Origin of the sequence: Enterobacter sp. CM29 (assembly GCF_013179605.1) — a bacterium.
GTDB lineage: Bacteria > Pseudomonadota > Gammaproteobacteria > Enterobacterales > Enterobacteriaceae > Enterobacter > Enterobacter intestinihominis.
Map to the genome: position 1 here is coordinate 1 of NZ_JABMCU010000023.1, position 21586 is coordinate 21586.

At 57.9% G+C, this 21586-nt stretch carries 19 protein-coding genes and 1 pseudogene; 12 read left to right on the forward strand and 8 right to left on the reverse strand.

Annotated elements, in window-relative coordinates:
* Window positions 1-447 (forward strand): annotated as a pseudogene (locus tag HP459_RS04990) (DNA topoisomerase IV subunit B); the annotation flags it as partial.
* A gap of 126 nt (window positions 448-573) precedes the next feature.
* Here the strand turns inward: HP459_RS04990 and HP459_RS04995 are convergent.
* A complete protein-coding gene (locus HP459_RS04995) occupies window positions 574-2703 on the reverse strand; it encodes a TonB-dependent siderophore receptor (RefSeq protein WP_171935986.1) in 2130 nt (709 codons plus the stop codon).
* Between the two features lie 384 nt (window positions 2704-3087).
* Between HP459_RS04995 and HP459_RS05000 the strand changes: the two genes are divergently transcribed.
* Genes HP459_RS05000 through HP459_RS05020 form a run of 5 tightly spaced genes read left to right on the forward strand, consistent with a single transcriptional unit; the run spans window position 3088 to window position 7749 of the window.
* Entirely contained in the window at window positions 3088-3900 is an 813-nt protein-coding gene (locus HP459_RS05000) for an ABC transporter ATP-binding protein (protein ID WP_023306964.1), read from the forward strand.
* On the forward strand, window positions 3897-4880 hold the full coding sequence (locus HP459_RS05005; protein WP_045307988.1) for an iron ABC transporter permease: 984 nt from the start codon (window positions 3897-3899) through the stop codon (window positions 4878-4880). Before HP459_RS05000 ends, HP459_RS05005 begins: the two co-directional genes overlap by 4 nt.
* Complete coding sequence (locus tag HP459_RS05010) at window positions 4877-5917, forward strand: iron ABC transporter permease (protein WP_171935987.1); 1041 nt, start codon at window positions 4877-4879, stop codon at window positions 5915-5917. Before HP459_RS05005 ends, HP459_RS05010 begins: the two co-directional genes overlap by 4 nt.
* Before the next feature lie 9 nt (window positions 5918-5926).
* Window positions 5927-6877, forward strand: coding sequence for an iron-siderophore ABC transporter substrate-binding protein (locus HP459_RS05015; protein WP_023306962.1), 951 nt, complete (start codon window positions 5927-5929; stop codon window positions 6875-6877).
* Window positions 6874-7749 carry a MurR/RpiR family transcriptional regulator gene (locus HP459_RS05020; protein ID WP_015571883.1) on the forward strand — a complete coding sequence of 292 codons (876 nt, stop codon included), beginning with the start codon at window positions 6874-6876 and terminating at the stop codon, window positions 7747-7749. The genes HP459_RS05015 and HP459_RS05020 overlap by 4 nt, the downstream gene beginning before the upstream one ends.
* Before the next feature lie 466 nt (window positions 7750-8215).
* Here HP459_RS05020 and HP459_RS05025 read toward each other — a convergent pair whose 3' ends face one another.
* Window positions 8216-9055: an AraC family transcriptional regulator gene (locus HP459_RS05025; RefSeq protein WP_171935988.1), complete on the reverse strand. Its 840-nt coding sequence runs from the start codon at window positions 9053-9055 to the stop codon at window positions 8216-8218.
* Between the two features lie 166 nt (window positions 9056-9221).
* On the opposite strand from HP459_RS05025, the gene HP459_RS05030 reads away from it, so the two are divergent.
* From HP459_RS05030 to HP459_RS05040, 3 genes are read left to right on the forward strand one after another with little or no spacing between them, the layout of a single operon-like run.
* On the forward strand, window positions 9222-11036 hold the full coding sequence (locus HP459_RS05030) for a DUF2264 domain-containing protein (RefSeq protein WP_058677018.1): 1815 nt from the start codon (window positions 9222-9224) through the stop codon (window positions 11034-11036).
* Between the two features lie 31 nt (window positions 11037-11067).
* Window positions 11068-12333 (forward strand): oligosaccharide MFS transporter, encoded by a 1266-nt coding sequence (locus tag HP459_RS05035; protein ID WP_022649415.1) that lies wholly within the window; start codon window positions 11068-11070, stop codon window positions 12331-12333.
* Window positions 12334-12361: 28 nt separating this feature from the next.
* Window positions 12362-13549, forward strand: a complete 1188-nt coding sequence (locus tag HP459_RS05040) for a glycoside hydrolase family 88 protein (RefSeq protein ID WP_045622724.1) — start codon at window positions 12362-12364, stop codon at window positions 13547-13549.
* A gap of 12 nt (window positions 13550-13561) precedes the next feature.
* On the opposite strand, the gene HP459_RS05045 is transcribed toward HP459_RS05040, so the two are convergent.
* From HP459_RS05045 to qseB, 6 genes are all read right to left on the reverse strand, one after another.
* Entirely contained in the window at window positions 13562-14089 is a 528-nt protein-coding gene (locus HP459_RS05045) for a hypothetical protein (protein WP_048966582.1), read from the reverse strand.
* 39 nt (window positions 14090-14128) lie between these two features.
* The gene (gene lysM, locus HP459_RS05050; RefSeq protein WP_022649412.1) at window positions 14129-14569 is read right to left on the reverse strand and encodes a peptidoglycan-binding protein LysM; all 441 of its coding nucleotides are present in this window, start codon (window positions 14567-14569) and stop codon (window positions 14129-14131) included.
* 151 nt (window positions 14570-14720) lie between these two features.
* Window positions 14721-15035, reverse strand: a complete 315-nt coding sequence (locus HP459_RS05055; RefSeq protein ID WP_003862506.1) for a putative quinol monooxygenase — start codon at window positions 15033-15035, stop codon at window positions 14721-14723.
* Window positions 15036-15065: 30 nt separating this feature from the next.
* Window positions 15066-15647, reverse strand: coding sequence for an NAD(P)H-dependent oxidoreductase (locus tag HP459_RS05060; RefSeq protein ID WP_171935989.1), 582 nt, complete (start codon window positions 15645-15647; stop codon window positions 15066-15068).
* A gap of 104 nt (window positions 15648-15751) precedes the next feature.
* The gene (qseC, locus tag HP459_RS05065; protein ID WP_126291775.1) at window positions 15752-17101 is read right to left on the reverse strand and encodes a quorum sensing histidine kinase QseC; all 1350 of its coding nucleotides are present in this window, start codon (window positions 17099-17101) and stop codon (window positions 15752-15754) included.
* Window positions 17098-17757, reverse strand: coding sequence for a quorum sensing response regulator transcription factor QseB (gene qseB, locus HP459_RS05070; protein WP_022649409.1), 660 nt, complete (start codon window positions 17755-17757; stop codon window positions 17098-17100). Before qseB ends, qseC begins: the two co-directional genes overlap by 4 nt.
* A gap of 139 nt (window positions 17758-17896) precedes the next feature.
* On the opposite strand from qseB, the gene HP459_RS05075 reads away from it, so the two are divergent.
* The 3 genes from HP459_RS05075 to plsC all read left to right on the forward strand — a co-directional run bounded on the left by HP459_RS05075 (window position 17897) and on the right by plsC (window position 21576).
* Window positions 17897-18298: a YgiW/YdeI family stress tolerance OB fold protein gene (locus HP459_RS05075; protein WP_022649408.1), complete on the forward strand. Its 402-nt coding sequence runs from the start codon at window positions 17897-17899 to the stop codon at window positions 18296-18298.
* Window positions 18299-18416: 118 nt separating this feature from the next.
* Window positions 18417-20675 carry a DNA topoisomerase IV subunit A gene (parC, locus tag HP459_RS05080; RefSeq protein ID WP_045622728.1) on the forward strand — a complete coding sequence of 753 codons (2259 nt, stop codon included), beginning with the start codon at window positions 18417-18419 and terminating at the stop codon, window positions 20673-20675.
* 163 nt (window positions 20676-20838) lie between these two features.
* Window positions 20839-21576, forward strand: coding sequence for a 1-acylglycerol-3-phosphate O-acyltransferase (plsC, locus tag HP459_RS05085; protein WP_022649406.1), 738 nt, complete (start codon window positions 20839-20841; stop codon window positions 21574-21576).
* Window positions 21577-21586 lie beyond the last annotated feature (10 nt).

The window sequence follows — 21586 nt, forward strand, 5'->3', positions numbered from 1 at the left end:
GGCAAGATCTGCATTCTCGCGGATGCGGACTCCGATGGCCTGCACATCGCCACGCTGCTGTGCGCGCTGTTCGTGAAGCACTTCCGCGCGCTGGTGAAAAACGGTCACGTCCACGTGGCGCTGCCGCCGCTGTACCGTATCGACCTTGGCAAAGAAGTCTACTATGCGCTGACGGAAGAAGAGAAAGCGGGCGTGCTGGAACAGCTGAAGCGCAAGAAGGGCAAACCGAACGTGCAGCGCTTTAAAGGGCTGGGCGAGATGAACCCGATGCAGCTTCGCGAAACGACGTTGGATCCGAACACGCGCCGTCTGGTGCAGCTGACGATCAGCGACGAAGACGAACAGCAAACCAACGCCATGATGGATATGCTCCTTGCCAAGAAACGTTCGGAAGACCGACGTAACTGGCTGCAGGAGAAAGGCGATATGGCGGATATTGAGGCCTGATGCTGAAAAAGCCCTGCGATGCAGGGCTTTTTTTTGCCCGGTGGCGCTGCGCTTACCGGGCCTACGATCGATCCCCTCGCCCCTCTGGGGAGAGGGTTAGGGTGAGGGGAACGCCTCGCACTGACGTCAAAACTCCATCTTCACCGTAAACTGCACTTCACGCGGGTCGCCAATCTGGTTGCCCAGGTTATTGGTCGCAATCGACGACGTGTAGTAGGTCTTATCAAACAAATTCTTCACGTTCACCTGTAGCGTCACCGGATATTGCAGCTTCATTTTGTACGCCGCAAATGCATCCGCCACGAAATAGCCCGGCAGATAATAATCCGCACCGTTAGTCGCTGAACGACGGCTCACGCCGTGCCCGCCGCCGCCAATTGTCAGCGTATTCCCGGCAAACGCATTGTGAATATCGTACGTCAGGAACAGGGAGCCGGTATGGCGCGGCACGTTCGGCAGCGGTTTGCCCGCGTAGTCCGGGTCTTCCAGCACCTTCGCATCGGTATAGCCGTAGCTGGCGATAATGTTGGTGTTCTCGGTCAGCGATCCGGCGAGATCCACTTCGACACCCTGCGAGCGCACGCGGCCCGCGGTTTTGGCGACGGTATCATCACCGATGCTCTCGGTGTACAGCACGTTGCGCTTGTGGATATCAAACAGCGCGATGTTGGCAGTAATGCCGTCGAACAGGTCGAATTTAGCGCCTATTTCATACGCGTTCGACGTTTCCGGCGGCAGGTCGCCGATGTAGCTCGCAATGGACGACTGCGGCATAAACGTCTGGGAATAGTTAGCAAACAGGGAGACTGCCGGCGTGAGCTTGTATACCAGGCCCAGCTTCGGCGTCCACTGGTCGTCGCGGCTGTCGGTGTTGACGTTAAACGGACGGCCTTTGCCCGCGTACTGGGTGTAATACTGGTAGCGTAGTCCGGCAACGGCGATCCATTTATCGGTCAGGTACAGCGCGTCCTGCGCGTAAGCGGAGTAGCTCTCCTGCTTGATGGTTTGATCGCTGTCGGATGCCGAGACGGTGGTGCACTTGCCGAGGCTGCCATAGCTCGGGTTGTAAATATTGAAATCCTTAACGTTCTTACAACGGATCATGTCCGTACGCAGCAGATCGTAATTCTCATACGACACGCCGGTCAGGATCTCATTGTAAAAGCCCGCGATGTCCACGTTCCCCTGCAAATCTGCCCGCGTTGTGTGCATACGCTGGGTCGAACCCTGGGTCGCATCCACGCGGCGGGTCAGGTTGCCGGTTTTTGAATCGTAGGCCATCACGCGAGCCTGGTTATCGCTGTACTTATCCTGGCTGTAGCTGTAGTCGAACTTCGCGGTCCACTGGCTGTTAAGGCGATACTCCGCGTTAAGCTGAGCGAGGTCGGACTGACCGTCGGTCACGTTAAATGGCTCATCAAAGCGGGTTTTGCGATCGACGTCGACGGCCTTTTTGGTGTTGAGATCGAAGATCGTTCCGCGATCGAACGGCGTTTTATAGTCGCGATGCGAATAGAGCACGGTCACGGTGGCATCATCGCCGAACCAGGTCAAAGACGGGGCGATAAAGGTGCTGCGTTCGGTGCCGAAATTACGCCAGTAATCCTCGTCCTGATACTCCCCCGTCAGGCGATAGGCCAGACGCGTACCTTCAATCGGACCGGTGACGTCAAACTGTCCGGTACCGCCGCCAAAGCTGGTTGATGTGGCAGAAATCGAGCCGCCGAAGGTTTTCTCCGGGCGTTTGGTCACCACGTTAATCAGGCCGCCGGGGTCGAGAATACCGTAAAGGGTCGAGGCCGGGCCTTTTAGCACCTCCACGCGCTCGGTTGCGGCATTGAAGCTGCGCGGCAGCACGGTGCGCAGGCCGTTGGTCATGATCGAGCCATCGCGGTTTGCGCCGAAGCCACGGCGCACGAAGGCATCCTGCGTGCCGCCCAGGGTGTTGGTCTGCACCACGTTGCTGACGTTATACAGCGCCTCGTCGAGCGTGGTCGCGTTTTGGTCTTCCAGCACTTTATCGCTGACGGTATTGACCACCTGCGGGATGTCCAGCATCGGCATGTTGGTCAGCGTGGCGGTGGAGGTGTTCAGGGGCTGATAGCCGCTGGTGGCGTCGGTGGAAGCGTAAGGGTCGGCAGTGACGGTAAGCGTCTCACCGTCTTTTGCTGCTGCGTGCACCAGAGGCGCCATGAACAGGAGTGAAAAGAGCGCGCGCCCTTTTACCCCGGCGAATGAAGGTGTGAACTTAGCCATTACATCTGTTTTCCCAAAATATCCTGCGATGAAATGCTCGCGGAAGAATGTGTGAGTCATTGCCCTTACGGTCTGTCCGTTAGCCTCTACGGCATCGGACTTGTAATTGAGAATCATTCAAGCATGAGGGGGTGTAGTAGTAAATGGAATAAATAAAAATTTCGCTACAGAGGTTTCTCTCTGGCTAATACGCGTTGATTTCCTGTTTAAGGCATTGAAAATAATTGATAAAAAGGAATTTTGATTTGTGGAGCGATGCTCAGTTATCCCTGGGGTTTACAGGGTATATCTTCGCTTGACTACTACATGGCGCGGCGGCAAACTCACAAAAGAGAATGAGTTTTATTTTTATTTGTTGGTTTTTTTTCTTACGTTGGCGTTCACGTGGCTCACTACATCAAAAAGCCGGGACTGGTTCTTGAGAACCTCTCCGCGGGTTACCAGAAAAAAATCATCGTTGATGATATCTCCCTTGCGATCCCCCAGCAGAAAATGACTGTTCTGGTGGGCGCAAACGGCTGCGGAAAATCGACGCTGTTAAGTACCCTCGCGCGGCTGCTTCAGCCGCTCGGCGGCAGCGCGGTGCTGGACGGCAAAGCCATCCACTCGCAGCCAACCAAAGCGGTCGCCCGCCAGCTCGGGATCCTGCCGCAGTCTCCGCTGCTTCCAGAAGGGTTAACCGTATTTGAGCTGGTCTCGCGCGGACGTTTCCCCTGGCAGAACGTGATGCGCCAGTGGAGCGAGGAAGACGAGCGGGCCGTGGAAGAGGCGTTACGCCTGACCGGAACGGCAGAGTTTGCCCATCATCTGGTTGAAAGCCTGTCCGGCGGCCAGCGCCAGCGCTGCTGGATCGCCATGGTACTGGCGCAGCAAACGCCCTATATCCTGCTGGATGAACCCACGACGTACCTCGATCTTCGCTACCAGGTGGAGATCCTCGAACTGCTGCACACGCTGACGCGCCGGCACGGGCGCACCGTGGTGGTGGTTCTGCACGATCTCAACTTCGCCGTGAACTACGGTGATTCTCTGGTCTTTTTACGTCAGGGAAAGGTTGAGGGGGTACTGCATGAGGGCGACGCCTGCACGCCGGAGCTGATCAAAGCGGTGTTTGATGTCGACGTGCATATGTCGGTTAACCCGCTGACCGGCAAGCCGTTCTTTATGCCGTTCCGTCAGGCTGTCGACAAACCATGATGCGCACGTCTGTGGCCTTTATTCTCTTTACGCTGCTGCTTCTGGCAGGCGCGATTGCGCACCTGAGCATCGGGGCGCGCGTTATCGCCCCCCGGACGGTAGTAGACGCATTTTTCCACTTCGACCCGCGCAATTTTGAGCATAGCGTGATCGTCAGGCTGCGCTTGATGCGACTGTGCGCCGCCCTGGTGACGGGCGCGGCGCTCGGCGTCGCGGGCGTGCTGCTGCAGTCAGTGATCCGCAACCCGCTCGGCGAGCCGCATATCCTGGGGCTAAATGCAGGGGCGGCGCTGGCGGTGGTGCTGACGAGTGCCCTCGGGCTGTCGCTGCCGTTTGGCCGCCCTCTGATAGCCGCAGCCGGCGCCGCCGCGCTCTTTTTGCTGGTGCTAACGTTCTCCTCATCCGGGCGTACCGGTCTCACGCCGATGAAAGTCACGCTGTGCGGCGTGGCGATGTCGGCATTTGCCTCATCGATAACCGCCACGGTGTTGATTCTGGATGAACAGACGCTGCTGGCCATGCGGACCTGGCTTGCGGGGGATGTGGCGGGAGTCATCGGCGAGACGACCGCTAGCGCCGCGGGGGCCGCTGCCGTGGGTTTTGCGCTGGCGCTCTGGCTGTCGCCGTCGCTGAACATGCTGGCGCTGGGGGACAGAATGGCGCAGGGGCTTGGCGTGTCGCTGATGAAAACGCGCCTGCTCGCGCTGCTGGCCATCGCCCTGCTGTGCGGCGCGGCGGTTTCAGTTGCCGGACCGATCGGGTTTATCGGACTCGTGGTGCCGCAGCTGATTCGCCGTCTGGTATCGGTGGACCTGCGCGTGATGGTGCCGCTCTCAGCCCTCTGCGGGGCGCTGGTTCTGCTGATGGCGGATATCGCCGCCCGCACGCTGTTTACGCCGTATGAGCTGGCAACCGGCGTGATGACTGCGCTGGTCGGCGCGCCGGTCTTTATCCTTATGGCGTCAAGGATGTTCAAATGAACCGGGCTGGATTGAGGGCAGTACGATTTTCCTCCTTCTCGGCGCTGGTTCGCCCGAGGGCGCTGCTGTATCTGACCGTTTTAACCCTTGCCGTTTTACTGCTGCTAAGTTTTGGCCTGACGCACGGCTCGCTGCCCATTCCTGCTTCCGCCATCGGACGTGCGCTGTTTTATCCTGAACGTCTGACGGCGGATGCGTATTACATTGTGATGGATATCCGCCTGCCGCGCCTGCTGATGGCGGTGCTGTGCGGCGCGATGCTCGGCATGGCGGGGGCGGCCATGCAGTCCATTACCCGCAACGGCCTTGCTGACCCCGGACTTATCGGCGTGAAAGAGGGCTGTAGCGCGGCGGTGCTGCTGCTGATTTTTCAGTTTCCGGGATTGGGGCCGTACTGGCGTCCACTTATCGGCATGGCCGGTGGGCTGCTGACCGCGCTGCTGGTAGTGGCGCTGGCGCGTGATATCTCGCGCCCGCGATTCATCCTGATCGGCATCGGCGTGTCATGGGCGTTTGCCGCCGCGATGGGGGTCTTTATGACGACCGCCGACGTGCGCGACGTCCAGACGGCGATGCTGTGGCTGGCGGGGAGTCTGCATGCGGCAAGCTGGACGCTGGTCAGCATCGCTGCTGCCTGGACAGTGCCGGCGTTTGCGCTGCTGCTCTTTACCGCGCGCGCCGCAGACGTAGCCTTGCTCGGCAACCACACTGCGACGGGGCTGGGCGTGCGGACTTCACACCTCGCGCTGCTGCGCGTGTTTGCCCCCGTGGTGCTCACCGCGGCCTGCGTCTCCTGCGTGGGGAGTATCGGCTTTGTCGGGCTGATTGCCCCGCACATGGCGCGCCTGCTGCTGCGCGGAGGGCAAACGGCACTGCTGACGGGAAGTGCCGTACTGGGCGCGCTGCTGGTGCTGCTGGCGGATAACGTCGGGCGGCTGGCATTTCTCCCGTTGCAGCTGCCGGCGGGAATTGTCATTTCACTGATTGGCGGACCGTTTTTCCTGCTGCTGCTCTGGCAGCGTCGGGATCGATTTTAGGGGATAGAAATGCGCGTATTTTTTGCAATGCTGGTGCTGGTGGGTTTTGCTGCAGGAGCCGCAGAGCCAACGCAGACGTTTACTGACGACCTGAACCGCAAAGTGGTGGTGCCGGTTAACCCGAAGCGGATTGTGTCCCTGCACGACCTGGATATCACCATTCCGCTGATCGAGCTTGGCGTACCGCCGGTTGCCAGCCATGGCCGTACCCGACCGGACGGCAGCCATTTTCTGCGCTCCAGCGGCATGCTGACGGGCATCGATTTTGATAATTCCGACATCACATTCATCGGCACCGCCGATATCGATATTGAAGCCATCGCCGCGGCGAAGCCGGATCTTATCATCACCGAGCCGACCCGCAACACGCCGGTCGAACAGCTGGAAAAAATTGCCCCGACGGTGAGTATCGATCACCTCGACGGCGGCGCGCCGGAGATCTACCGCAAGCTGGCGCAGCTTACCGGGACAGAGGCGCGGCTGAAGATTCTGGAGCGTCGCTATCAGGAGCAGATCGAGGCGCTAAAGGCGACCATCGATACGAGCAAACTGACCGTCTCGGTGATTCAGGCCAATCAGGGCAAAATCAACGCCATGCACAGCTACCACTCGCTTGGGCGCGTGCTGCGCGACGCAGGGTTCAGATTCCCGCCGCTGATTGAGAGCATCCCGGAGGGCGGGCGCATCGACGTCAGCGCCGAGCGTCTGCCGGAGCTGGATGCTGATTTTGTCTTTGCAACCTGGCGCGGGGACACCGGCGGAAAACCGCAGGACGAGCTGGCGGCGATGGATGCGGTGATGCCGGGCTGGTGTCAGTTTCTCAACGCCTGCCGAACCGGGCATTACGTGCTCATCTCCCGCGAGGAAGCGATCTCAAATTCATTTGCCTCGCTGGGGCTGATGGCCGCGCAGGTGCAGTCGCAGATAGCGGGCCGTCCGCTGCCGGAGGCCGCACGATGATCCGAAAAATTGATGTCTACGGCGACCGCCTCCGCTCGCGGGCGCACCAGCTGACGCCGCGCCTGCTGCAGGTGGCGAGCTATATCAATGAAAATCGTGAAGCGGTTATGGAGCAGACGGCAATGGAGATTGCCGCTGTGCTACACACCTCGGACGCCACCGTGGTGCGTGCCATTCAGGCGCTTGGGTTTGGCGGGCTGCGGGATCTCAAGCAGACCCTGGAGCAGTGGTTTGGCCCGGTGGTCACCTCCAGCGAGAAGATGTCCACGACGGTAAACACGCTTACCAGCGACGTCGACGCGAGCATCGATTTTGTGCTGGAAGGCCATCAACACACCTGCGCGGTGTTGTCCGAACCGGGCAACCGCTACGCGATGGCGCAGGCGGTGTCGCTGCTGGCGCAGGCGAGACAGGTCGCTATTTTTGGCATTGGCGCATCCGGCATTCTGGCTGAGTACACCTCGCGACTGTTTAGCCGTATAGGCCTGCCTGCGATCCCGCTCAACCGCACCGGTATTGGCCTCGCCGAACAGCTGATTGCCCTACAGCGCGGTGACGTGCTGGTAATGATGGCGCAAAAATCCGCGCACCGGGAAGGACAGACCACGCTGCGCGAAGCGAAGCGCCTGGGTATTCCCACCATTTTGCTGACCAACGCCACTGACTCGCGCTTTAGCAAAGAGGCAAGCGTAGTGATCCACGTCCCGCGCGGCGGCGAGAAGGGCAAAATCCCGCTGCACGGCACGGTGCTGCTGTGCCTGGAGATGATTATTCTGTCCGTCGCCTCCACCGAGCCGCAGCGCACCATCAAGTCGATGAAGCGCATCAACGAGTTACACCGCGGATTAAAGCCGGGCAAGAAGAGCGGTTGATTTTCCCCCTCTCCCCGTGGGCTGAGGGATCCCCAGTAATTTTTTTATGCAGAAGCAATAAAGTTGCTTTCTAAATGACTGAGGGCTGTCAGCGATGCTCTGGTCCGGCTGTAAATCGCTGAGGCGTTTCCTGCAGGCCGGGGCGAGGCGCAGGGATGCGCCGAGAGGGCGGCTTTACAGGGACGTTGCCTCCGCCCGTACCCGATAAGCCGGAAGGAATAAGCCGAGGGCACCGCGAAGCGGCGATTTACCGCCGGGAGCCCGGGTCGCCAGGGTGGTGGCGACTGAGCCACCCTGGCACGTTCACCGGTCATGTCGTTACAGAGTAGCAAGGAACATAAAGTGAACGGAATGACCACCACCGCCGTATGTTCCCCTCACCCTAACCCTCTCCCCGGAGGGGCGAGGGGATTGCTCAGTGCTCGCATTAATTTGTGGGGAACCCTCAGCCCCGTGGGTGAGGGCGTCAAACCGCACGATGGTTCTTCCGGTACTGCAGCGGCGTCTCGCCAATCCCTTTTTTAAACGCGCTGATAAACCACGTCACGTCGGAAAAACCCGTCTGTGCGGCAATGTCACGCACGCTCGAATCAGTGTGGAGTAAACACTCACACGACTTACGCAACCTTAGCGTATTCAGGTAGTCGTGAATTTTTTCGCCCGTTTCCGCATGGAATTTTCGCGATACGTAGCTGCGGGATTTTCCCAGCTCATTGGCCAGCGCATCCAGACGAAATTTCTCCTGATAATGCTCGTCGAGCCAAAACATCACCTGGCTGGCGATCCCCTGGCTGTTTCCCGGCTCGCCGTCGCGATCGTCGGGCAGCATCGCGAACAGGCCGATCAGCAGGCTGGCGATGATCTCGCCGTTCATCGGCGGTTTATAGCAGCTAAACAGATGGTCGATATGGTGATGGAAGTGGGCTAAATCGGCGACCCACGCTTCGCCGCCACGGCGTGACAGCCGCTCCAGACGCTGCCGGGTCTGGGGAAAATCCCGCAGGATCTTCAGCACCGCGTGCTGGTCGAGATGAATAATGGTGCGGCGGTAAATTGCCTCCGCCTGTTCGTCCACCATGACCTTGTGCAGCGTAAAAGGCGGGAAGAAAAACAGCCGTCCGGGGCGCATGGTGTAGTGACGATTATCGACAATCGCCACGCCAAAGCCCTCTTCCACATAGAGGATCTCCAGACACTGGTGCCAGTGATGGTAGCGCACGGTATTGGCAAACAGGCGGCTGAACGAGGCCACGGTATCGTTCAGGGCGATCAGTTCCAGAAGATCGGATGTCGGCGTGTCGCGCATAGTGCAATAAAACTCAACTTTTTCCCGTCTGACCGTCTTTATAAACCACCTTTTTAAATTTTCTCAACTGGAGGTTTATTCATCGTTCATGCCTGTGACACGGCTAACATTTCTGCCCCTTGCGGATTCACTATGCTTTGCCGCAGTTGATTACGAGGGCGAACCGATGTGGGCGGCAAACAAAGAAAAATCAAATCCGTTGTCTTCACGCCAGGAGGTAGTGGCGTCGTTGAATGCACTTTTACAGGCGCTGGATACGCAATTTCCGGCGAACCGTTCACGATTCTCGCTGGGTGATACCTGCGCCCATTACACAGCGGATATTGCGCAGATGGAGGGACTTTCCCGCGCGCTGTGGGGGCTGTTTCCGCTGATGGCATCCGGCGAAAGCACGCCGTTCAGCGAGAAGTACCTTACTGCCATTAAGCTTGGTACCGACCCGCAAAGCACCGGCTACTGGGGTGAAACCGGCCCGTACGATCAGCGTCTGGTAGAGATGGCGGCCTACGGTCTGGGGCTCGCTCTGCTGGGAGATAAACTCACCGCGCATTTTACCGGGCGCGAGGTGATTAACCTGCACGCGTGGCTCAACCAAATCACCGACGCGCAGATGCCAGACAGCAACTGGAACTATTTTGCCATTATGGTCCAGCTCGGCTTTAAGCGCGCCGGCCTGCCGTACGATCAAGCCGCCATTGACCACCGCTTTGCGCTGATGGACGCCTACTATCTCGGCGACGGCTGGTACTCCGACGGTCCCGGCCGCCCGAAAGACTATTACATCTCCATGGCTTTCCATTTTTACGGCCTGATTTACGCCACCCTGAGTGACGACGAGGCGAGGGCAAAGGTGCTGCGCGAGCGCTCGCGTCTGTTCGCGGAAGACTTTATCTACTGGTCCGCCGCCGATGGTGCCTCGGTGCCGTTTGGCCGCAGCCTGACCTACCGCTTTGCCATGGTTGCCTTCTGGAGCGCGGTGGCTTTTTCTCAGCTGGACGTCTTCACCCCGGGTATCGTGAAGGGCATTGTGCTGCGGCATCTGCGCTGGTGGCAGCAGCAGTCGATTGTCGATCGCGACGGTATTCTTACCCTGGGGTTTGCGTATCCGAACCTGGCGATGTGCGAGGATTACAACTCCCCCGGTTCACCGTACTGGGCGCTGAAAACCTACCTGATCCTGGCGCTGCCGGAGGCGCATCCGTTCTGGCAGGCCGACGAGCAGCCGCTGCCCGCGCTTGCTGAAAAACATGTGATCCCGCATGCGCAGCAGATCCTGATGCATTCGAAAGCTTCGCAGCACGTCGTCATGCTCACCGCTGGTCAGCTGGAGCTGAATAACTACGTCAACACCGAAGCGAAATACACCAAATTTGCCTACTCCAGCCGCTTCGGATTCACCATTGAGCGTGGACGATTTGGCCTGAAGCATGCAGCCTGCGATTCCATGCTGCTGCTGGCGGACGAAGATGACTATTTCCGCGGTCGTCGCGAGTGCGAAGAGGTTCGGGTGGATGAACATTACATTTTCTCGCGCTGGTCGCCGTGGCGCGACGTGCAGATTGCGACCTGGCAGATCCCGTTCGGGGAGTGGCACCTGCGCCTGCACCGCATCAACAGCGCGCGCACTCTGCAAACCGTCGAGGGCGGCTTTGCGGTGATGAAAACCGCCCACCAGGTGCGCGATCGCGGTTGTTATCTGATGGCTGAAAACGGCAGCAGCGTCATTGTCGATCTTTCGCCGGTCATTCACCGCCAGCCAGACAGCATCGTCACGCCGCCGAACAGCAGCATTATGTTTGCGGAGTGCGCTTCCATTCCGTTGTTAAAGGCCGACCTCCCGCAAGGGGAAAGCTGGCTCTGTTGCGCCGTTCTGGCTGGCGGAAAACAGCCCGTTGCGGCGACGCCGCAGCTGAATATAACCCATAGCCGGGTCGTCATTAGCGAACCCGGAAGCGAACGTAAGCTGTCGTTCACATTATAAAAATCTGGCCCTACACGTCGGCGAGGATGATATGAAAAGCACATCGACAACTAACAGAACTGAATATTACAAAATCAGTAGCTTTATCTTTCTCTATTTCTTTACCTGGTCTGCCAGTATTGGACTGCTGGCGATCTGGCTTGGCCAGAAAGCCAATCTCAGCGGCTCGGTGATTGGAACCGTTTTTGCGGTGAACGGGATATTCTCCGTTATTCTTAAACCGATCTACGGCTATATTCTCGATAAGATCGGCATGAGCAAATACCTGCTCTATTTTGTGGTGATCATGTCGGCCCTGATGGCGCCGTTCTTTATTTACGTATACCAGCCGCTGTTAATGTCTAATACCCTGCTGGGGATTATTATCGGCGCGCTCTATTTAAGCTTTGCCTGGTACGCGGGTGTGGCGGCGTGCGAATCGTATTCCGACCGCTTTAGCCGCTTAAACGGCATGGAGTTCGGGCAAATTCGCATGTGGGGTTCGCTCGGCTGGGCGGTGGCATCGTCCTTCTCCGGCCTGCTTTTTAACCTCTCACCGGCGTATAACTTTATTCTCGGCAGCGTGGCATCGGTGGTGATGCTGATCGTCCTGCTGAGCCTGAAAGTGAACACTAACTCCATTCACGCGGGCGAGGTGCTGACGAAAGAGAAAATCGCCCCGTCAGACGTTTACGCCCTGCTGCGAAACCGCAAATTCTGGGCCTTCTGCCTGTACGTGGCGGGCGTGGCGTGGATGATGTTTATCGCCGAGCAGCAGTTCTCGCGCTATTTCGTCACCTTCTTCGATGATATTCATGAGGGCAACGCGGTATTCGGTTATCTCGGGACCGTGCAGTCGGGCATGGAATTTGTCATGTATATGGTGGTCCCGCTGTTTGTGAACTTTATTGGCGCCAAACGCGGGCTATTAATTGTCGGGCTGGTGGTCGGGGCGCGTCTGATTATTTCCGGCATGTGTGATTCTCACCTGTTAATTTCAGTGCTTAAGCCGCTGTACGGTCTGGAAATTTGTCTCCTGCTGGTGTCGGTATTTAAATATATCGCCGAGCATTTCGACAAGCGCGTCAATGCCACCATGTATTTACTCGGCTATCAGGCAATGCTCTACGTTGGCAACGTGGTGGTCTCTTCCCCTGCCGGCTATATGTATGACCGTATTGGCTTTGAGCACACCTATATCATCATGGGCGCAACGGCGCTGACCTTTACCCTTATTTCTGCTTTTACGTTATCCGCCTGTCAGAGCAAATGGCGCGGGGCTCGTGCGCTGAACGTAGCAGAAACGTCAACACGTTAAATTACGCCGTCAAAGAAGGAACCGAAATATGTTAAGTCGTATCAAAGAAGAACGTCTGCCTGTTATCGCTGCGCCCGTTGACTCCCGCGCATTCAGCGATGAACTGAATTCGGCGCGCAGCCACGTTCTGGACCTGATTAGCCGTCATTTAACGGAGTTCGGCGACAAATTCCCGGCGGAAACCTGCCAGAACGGTTTTTATCCGCTGACTGACAACGTGGAATGGACCACCAGCTTCTGGACCGGGCAGCTATGGCTGGCATGGGAGATGAGCGGCGAGGAAAAATTCCGCGCGATGGCGGAAAAACACGTGCGCTCGTTTGGCCTGCGCATCGCCGGGCGCAACGACACCAACACCCACGATTTAGGCTTCCTCTACACGCTCTCCTGCGTAGCCGCGTGGCGGCTGACCGGAAATCGCGAGGCGCGCGGCTTCTCGCTGCTGGCGGCGGAAGCTCTGCTGGAACGCTTCCACGAGAAGGCGAAGATCATCCAGGCGTGGGGCGATCTCTCCGATCCGGACCAGGCCGGGCGGATGATCATCGACTGCAACATGAACCTGCCGCTGCTCTACTGGGCAACGGAGCAGACGGGCGATCCGCGCTTTGCCGACGCCGCAAAAGCGCACGTCATGCAGGCGGCGACGTACCTCATTCGTGACGATGCCTCCACATTCCACACCTACTATATGGATGTGACAACCGGCGCACCGCGCTACGGCAACACCCAGCAGGGCTACGCCGACGACTCCTGCTGGTCACGCGGGCAGGCGTGGGGAATTTACGGCTTCCTGCTGAGCTATATCTATACCGGCGACGAGACGATGATCGCCCTGTCAAAACGGCTGGCGAACTACTTCCTCAATCGCCTGCCCGACGACTACGTCTGCCACTGGGATCTGGCGCTGGTGGGCACCGACGCGCTGCGTGATTCTTCCTCGGCGGCGATTGCGGTATGTGGGCTGCTGGAGCTGGTGAAACACCTGCCGGTCACGGATCCGGATCGCGAGCGCTATATGGAATGGGCTAAAGGCATTATGTCGTCACTGACGAAACACTATCTGATGGGGAGAGAAGAAAAGGGCAACGGGCTGCTTAAACACTCGGTTTACCACCTCGGGAGCAACAAAGGCGTGGATGAGTGCGCAAGCTGGGGAGATTACTTCTACGTTGAGGCGCTGGTGCGTTTCACCCGGAGCTGGAAACTGTACTGGTAACTGGCCGGGGGATTACCATCCAAGCACGTCTTTAATGACGCGCCGGTAGGGCGTATCAAGCTGGGCAGGCACGCGGCAAATATAGTCCCGCGCATGGCTGCGGGTCTCTCCGCTGAGGCCGTCGAGATAAGCGATGGCTTCGTCCACGGCAGGAACCCTGCCTTCCTGTGACGCGCTTCTCGGCGGGAGCCCGGTCCAGATGATCGCTTCAATACCTTTCTCCCTGGCCCATGTTGACAGGATACCCGTGTCGCGTCCGGTGATTAGCAGCGAGCCAATGCCATCGCAGCGATCCTCGGGAATGGCTTCGCGCTCACGCAAAGCGCGGCAGGCCACGCTCAACGTTGTGGCCTCCAGCCATGCCCAAAGCACCGGCACGGCAGGGGCATTCATACAGATGGCGGTCGCCAGTTCACCGCCATCGCTGACCCGACAGAACTCGACGGGCAAAGAAGGCCCGTCGGTCTGCCACTCACCGGCTACCGGTAACGCGCCGCTTTTCCAGATTAACGAACCCCAGCCAAGACAAGCTATTTTCATTCTGTTCCTCTGCGCGACGTGAACCGACTGTTTTAGACGTTATGCTTTAGGAATACGCAGCGTCTGGCCGGGATAGATTTTATCGGGGCTGGAGAGCATAGGGCGGTTAGCCTCAAAAATCTTGTTGTACTGGTTAGCATCGCCGTACACGGTTTTAGAGATCGCGCTCAGGGTATCGCCGGATTTCACCGTATAGTAAGTAGCTTCATCTTTGGCATCTGTCGCGGTGATGTTGTTCTCCACCTCGCTGACGCCTGCGATGTTGCCGACGGCGACCTGGATTTTTTCTTTCTGCTCCTGCGTCAGCCCGTCGCCCGTCACGCTGGCTTTGCCGTCGGTGACGTCAACCTGAACCTTATCGGAACCGGGAATGTTGAGTTTCTTGAGGTGCTCGGTGATTTTATCGCTCTGACCCTTATGATCGGTCAGATTGTCCCACAGCTTTTCGCCTGCTTCTTTTACGAAATTAAAAAGACCCATTCCATCCTCCTGTTTAACATGAAGTCAGAATAAGCATAGCAGTTGAGTGTTAAGGTGATAAAAAAAGCCCGGTGGCGTTAACGCTTACCGGGCCTGGGAGGGAAGTTGTAGGCCGGGTAAACGCAGTGCCACCCGGCAAATTTCACAGAACTTAAACCCCTTGCTCCAGAATACGAATATGGGTTTCCAGAACGTCCCCTTTCACCGCGTCGCTCCACGCTTTCATATGCGCGGTCTGCAAATGCGCTTCAAGGTGCGCGACGGTTTCCCACTGCTCAACCATGATGATCGAGTCTGGCGCGGTCGCCTGGAAGCTTGCGCTGGTGGCGGCGTCCACCATTGGCGCGTAGCCGTGGCAGCCTTCTTCTTTCAGTACGGTCGGGATGATCTTTGCGAACTCATCCAGCACCGCCTGGCGGTGATGTTGGCCAGGACGCGTACGGATTTCAGCAATAACGGTAAGCATAATTAACTCCTTCTAATTCCAGGCTACCAGTTAAGCAAAAATTTCCGCGAGATGCTTGCGATATTCTGCGATATAGCGTGGGACGTCCGGCATTTTAATTACGTCATTGACGATAAAGGTCGGCAGCGGCTCCATAGCCAGGAACTGACTCGCCTTGTGGAATGGCAGATACGCGCCGTCTACGCCTACGCCTTCAAAGAACTGATCTTGCTCGGTGAACGCTTCAAGCGGGGCATTCCAGGTCAGGGAGAGCATGTATTTCTTGCCCTGCAACAGGCCGCCGGAACCGTATTTTTTAGACGCGTCTGAGCGGGTGCGGCCGTCGCTGGCATACAGCGAACCGTGACCTTCGGTAAACACATCGTCCATGTATTTTTTCACGGTCCACGGTGCGCCCATCCACCAGCCCGGCATCTGCCAGATAACCACGTCGGCCCACAGGAAGTTCTGCACTTCGGCCTTCACGTCGTAATCGCTGTCCGCGCGCACAACCTTAACATCATGTCCGGCGTCGCGCAGGAAACCATCCGCGACCTCGGTCAGGGTGTCATTGAGCTGGCCTTTAGAGTGCGCAAATTCTTTCGCGCCGTTGATAATCAGAATGTTGCTCATTATTTGTCCTCGATGCTGAGAGTATGCCAGGTATTCTACGCGCGAGGACGGAGCGGAAAAATAAGCAAAATGTGCAAAGTCTTTTGCGCTCAGCGCAATAATGGCTACCAGCTGACGGTCACCTCAAAGCCCCCTTCAGGCGCATTGCCCAGCGAGACGCGCATCCCGTGTAACGCCGCGATGCGCTTCACGATAGACAACCCCAGACCGCTGCCGGTGGCGTCCTGGCCCGGTGGACGATAAAAGCGCTCGCCGAGACGCGCCAGCGCATCGGTTGAAATGCCCGGGCCGTTGTCGCGCACGGTAAAGCTTTGGGTGTTCAGCGTCACGTCCACCACGCTGCCGCGCGGGCTGTAACGAACGGCGTTGTCCAGCAGGTTACGCGCCAGCAGGCTCAGCAATAGCGGCTGTCCGTGACGCATCACCTCGGGCGCGTTGACGTTGAGCCGAATATCAATGCCCGCCTGCTGCGCCGGATGCCAGATATCCAGCACCGCGGATTGCAGCAAATCGGCCATCATCACGGGTTCGACGTCATCAAGATTATCCAGTGAATCCAGGCGCGACAGGGTGAGAAGCTGATCCACCAGCCGGGAGGCGCGGTCGATGCCCGCATGCAATTGCCCCAGCGCTTTAGACTGCGCCTCGGGATCGTCAAGGGAAAGCTGCGCCACGTCGGTTTGCACCTTCAGCGCGGCAAGCGGGCTGCGCAACTCATGAGCGGCATCCGAGGTGAAGCGGCGCTCGCGGGCCATCATCTCCTGCGTACGGGCGAAAAGATGGTTAAGCGCATCAAGCAGCGGGCGAACCTCCGTCGGCACGCCGTGGGTGGGCAGCGTATCGGTCGCATCCGGCGAGCGTGAACGCAGGGTCTGCGCCAGGTTTTTCAGCGGTTTCAGTTCCCGGCTCAGCAGGACAATCAGCAACAGAAGCATTACGGGCAGCGCCACCAGCCACGGCGTCAACTGCGAGCTGACCACGTCCAGCGCCATATCTTGTCGGTACTCCCACTCCTGGCCAACCACCACGCGGTATTTCCCGTCCGGGGAGGTCAGCCACAGGAAACGCCATTCGTCGTTGTCATCCTGCAACCGACCGTCATCAAATCCGTCCCGGCGGTAGTGATAAGGTATGTCGCGCCCGTTCTCACCGTCGTTAAGCACCATGCTGCCGTCTGCGGTGAAGATTGCGAAGGCCAGCGCATCGTCGTCAAGATGGCCGTGTTTGGCTTTTTTCGGCACCTCGCGCATGCGTTCCGGGGCGCGGAGTTCGTCCACGTCCATCGTCAGCAGCCGTTTGGCAAACAGCATCTGCTGGGTATCGAACAGCTTATCGAGCTTGTCGGTCGTCTGGTGCCAGGCCACCACGCTTGCGGCAAACCAGGCCGCCAGGGACAGCAGCAAAAAGAGGAGCGTCAGGCGCAGCTTTAGGCTCAGGCGTTGGGTCAGTTTCATGCGTCACCCAGGGTATAACCGATGCCGTGCACGGTGCGGATAAATTCGCTGCCGAGCTTGCGGCGTAAATGATGAACGTGGACTTCGACGGCGTTGCTGGAGACGTCATCATCCCAGTTGTAGAGTTTCTCTTCGATGGCCTTGCGCGGCAGCACGCGGCCCGCGTTGCGCATCAGCAGTTCCAGCAGGGCGAACTCTTTGGGTTTGAGCACCAGCGTTTCGCCCTCCAGCGTGGCGACGAGACTTGCCGGATCGAGCGTGACCTTGCCGTGACGCAGCTCGCTGCGCGCCTGCCCGTGGCTGCGGCGCACCAGCGCTTCGAGGCGGGCTGCCACTTCAATCAGCGCGAACGGCTTACACAGGTAATCATCCGCCCCCAGGCGTAACCCTTCGACGCGCTGATTCAGCGCATCCCGCGCGGTGAGGATCAGCACCGGTTCGCTCTTACCGCTTTCGCGCCAGGCGCGCAGGATCTCAAGCCCGTCGATTTCCGGCAGCGTCAGGTCCAGCACCACGGCATCGTACGGCGCGGTGTACAGGGCCGCCTGCCCGGTTTTACCGTCGGTAAACCAGTCCACGTTAAAGCCCATTTTGCTTAAGCCCGCTTTGATGCCATCGCCGATGAGCTTGTCGTCTTCTACCAGTAAAATGCGCATATTTCCTCCTTGATGCCGTCAGTAAACCTTCTGCAAGCGCCTGCTGTACAGTAAAAATAAATAAATTTTCCCCTTAAGAAGTTGTTAAGGTTTACCCTGTTTAATGGATTGTGAAACGACATTAAAGGGAGAGATTAAGATGAAAAAATACGCTGCAATTGCTGCCATCATGATGATGACCACTGCCCCTGTTTTTGCTGCACAGGGTGGCTTCTCTGGCCCATCTGCGACACAGACCCAGACGCAAACCCAGCAGGGTGGCTTTGTCGATAATAACGCCAACCTCACTACCGCGGCTAAAGTCAAAGATATGAAGGACGACAGCTGGGTGAAGCTGCGCGGTAATATTACCGAGCGCCTGTCCGATGACCGTTACACCTTCCGCGATGAAAGCGGCACGGTGGTGGTGGAGATCGACCACAAGCGCTGGAACGGCGTGACGGTGACGCCACAGGATAAAGTCGAACTCCAGGGTAAAATCGATAAAGACTGGAACGAGTTTGAAATCGACGTGAAGCAGGTTATCAAGCTGAACAAATAACCCGGAAAGGGCCGCTTATGCGGCCCTTTTTCTTTGTGACTCAACTCGCCAGATGAGGTAGTATCTGCGGCAATATTGCCTGAAACCCATCGGTTTCTGAGTTGAGGAATCACACGTAATGAGCGATATGGCAGAGCGCCTCGCGCTACATGAATTCACGGAAAACGCCTACCTGAACTACTCCATGTACGTCATCATGGACAGGGCGTTGCCGTTTATCGGGGATGGCCTGAAGCCCGTTCAGCGCCGCATCGTCTATGCGATGTCCGAACTGGGGCTGAATGCGACCGCCAAGTTCAAGAAATCCGCCCGTACCGTTGGTGACGTGCTGGGGAAATACCATCCGCACGGTGACAGCGCCTGCTATGAAGCGATGGTGCTGATGGCCCAGCCGTTCTCTTACCGCTATCCGCTGGTGGATGGCCAGGGGAACTGGGGGGCGCCGGACGATCCGAAATCCTTCGCGGCGATGCGTTATACCGAATCCCGTCTGTCTAAATATGCCGAAGTGCTGTTGGGCGAACTGGGGCAGGGTACGGTCGACTGGGTGCCAAACTTCGACGGTACGATGCAGGAGCCGAAAATGCTGCCTGCGCGTCTGCCGAACATCCTGCTGAACGGCACGACCGGTATCGCCGTGGGCATGGCGACGGACATTCCGCCGCACAACCTGCGTGAAGTGGCGAAAGCCGCCATCACCCTGATTGAGCAGCCAAAAACCTCGCTGGACGATCTGCTGGATATCGTGCAGGGGCCGGACTATCCGACCGAAGCCGAGATCATCACCTCGCGTGCGGAAATCCGTAAAATCTACCAGAACGGCCGCGGCTCCGTGCGCATGCGCGCGGTATGGACCAAAGAGGATGGCGCCGTGGTGATCACCGCGCTGCCGCACCAGGTCTCCGGCGCGAAGGTGCTGGAGCAGATTGCCTCCCAGATGCGCAATAAAAAGCTGCCGATGGTGGACGACCTGCGTGACGAATCGGACCACGAAAACCCGACCCGTCTGGTGATTGTGCCGCGCTCTAACCGCGTGGATATGGAGCAGGTGATGAACCACCTGTTCGCCACTACCGATCTGGAAAAAAGCTACCGCATCAACCTGAACATGATTGGTCTGGACGGTCGCCCGGCGGTGAAAAACCTGCTGGAGATCCTCACCGAATGGCTGGCCTTCCGCCGCGATACGGTGCGCCGCCGTCTGAACCATCGCCTGGAGAAAGTGCTTAAGCGCCTGCATATCCTCGAAGGTTTGCTGGTGGCGTTCCTCAACATTGACGAAGTGATTGAGATCATTCGTACCGAGGACGAACCTAAGCCTGCCCTGATGTCGCGCTTTGGCATCAGCGAAACCCAGGCCGAAGCGATCCTCGAACTGAAGCTACGCCATCTCGCTAAGCTGGAAGAGATGAAGATCCGCGGGGAGCAGAACGAGCTGGAAAAAGAGCGCGATCAGCTTCAGGCGATTCTGGCGTCCGAGCGCAAGATGAACACCCTGCTGAAGAAAGAGTTGCAGGCCGATGCCGACGCCTTTGGCGACGACCGTCGTTCTCCGCTGCATGAGCGCGAAGAAGCGAAGGCGATGAACGAGCACGACATGCTGCCGTCCGAGCCGGTGACCATCGTGCTTTCCCAGAGCGGCTGGGTGCGTAGCGCCAAAGGCCACGATATCGACGCGCCGGGTCTGAGCTACAAATCCGGTGACAGCTTCAAGGCGGCGGTGAAGGGCAAGAGCAACCAGCCGGTGGCGTTTATCGACTCCACGGGCCGCAGCTACGCCATTGATCCGATCACGCTGCCATCCGCGCGCGGGCAGGGCGAACCGCTGACCGGCAAGCTGACGCTGCCGCCGGGCGCCACGGTTGACCATATGCTGATGGAAGCCGACAATCAAAAACTGCTGATGGCGTCTGATGCTGGCTACGGCTTTATCTGCACCTTTAACGATCTGGTATCGCGTAACCGCGCCGGTAAAGCGCTGATCAGCCTGCCGGATAACGCCCACGTCATGCCGCCGCTGATCATCGAGAACGAAAGCGATATGCTGCTGGCGATCACCGCTGCCGGACGCATGCTGATGTTCCCGGTCAGCGATCTGCCGGAGCTGTCGAAAGGGAAGGGCAACAAGATCATCAGTATCCCGTCAGCGGAAGCGGCAAAAGGCGAAGATAGCCTGGCGCATCTCTTCCTGCTGCCGCCGCAGAGCACGCTGACCATTCATGTCGGCAAACGTAAGATCAAACTGCGTCCGGAAGAGTTGCAGAAGGTGGTTGGCGAGCGCGGACGTCGCGGCTCACTGATGCGTGGCCTGCAGCGCATCGACCGCGTGGAGATCGACTCGCCGGCGCGCAGCAAAGCGGACGACAGCGAAGAGTAACCTGTTTCATCCCCCCCTCTTTCCGGAGGGGGATTACCATAAAATTTCCCGTAAAAACGTTGTTAATTCGTGCGTTGCGATTAACAATACGCGCTCGTAATAAAGTCCTTACCTGGCCACAGGTGAAGTATAATTGTCAGCTGTCAGGGCTTCAGAGGTCGCTATGCTATACATTGTTCGTCTTATTCTTACCGTTATTTACTGCATTCTGGTCTGTATTTTCGGATCGATTTATTGCCTGTTCAGCCCGCGTAACCCAAAACATGTCGCGACGTTCGGGCACATGTTTGGTCGCCTTGCGCCATTGTTCGGCCTGAAGGTTGAAAAGCGTCTGCCTGAAGGGGCGGAGAATTTCGGTAACGCCATCTATATCGCTAACCATCAGAACAACTACGATATGGTGACGGCCTCAAATATTGTTATTCCGCCGACCGTAACCGTCGGGAAAAAGAGCCTGCTGTGGATCCCGCTTTTCGGCCAACTGTACTGGCTCACCGGTAACTTGCTGATTGACCGCAACAACCGTGCGAAAGCGCATGGCACCATTGCGGAAGTGGTGGATCAGTTTAAAAAGCGCCGGATCTCAATCTGGATGTTCCCGGAAGGGACGCGCAGCCGCGGTCGCGGCCTGCTGCCGTTCAAGACCGGCGCGTTTCATGCTGCAATTGCGGCAGGCGTTCCAATTATTCCCGTGTGCGTTTCCAATACATCGAATAAGATTAATCTTAACCGTCTGAAAAACGGACTGGTCATTGTCGAAATGCTACCGCCGGTGGATACCTCCAAATACGGTAAAGACCAGGTGCGCGAGCTGGCCACGCACTGCCGCGAGCTGATGGCTCAGCACATTGCACAGCTCGATAAAGAAGTTGCAGAGCGAGAAGCCGCCGGTAAGATTTAACCCGGTTTCG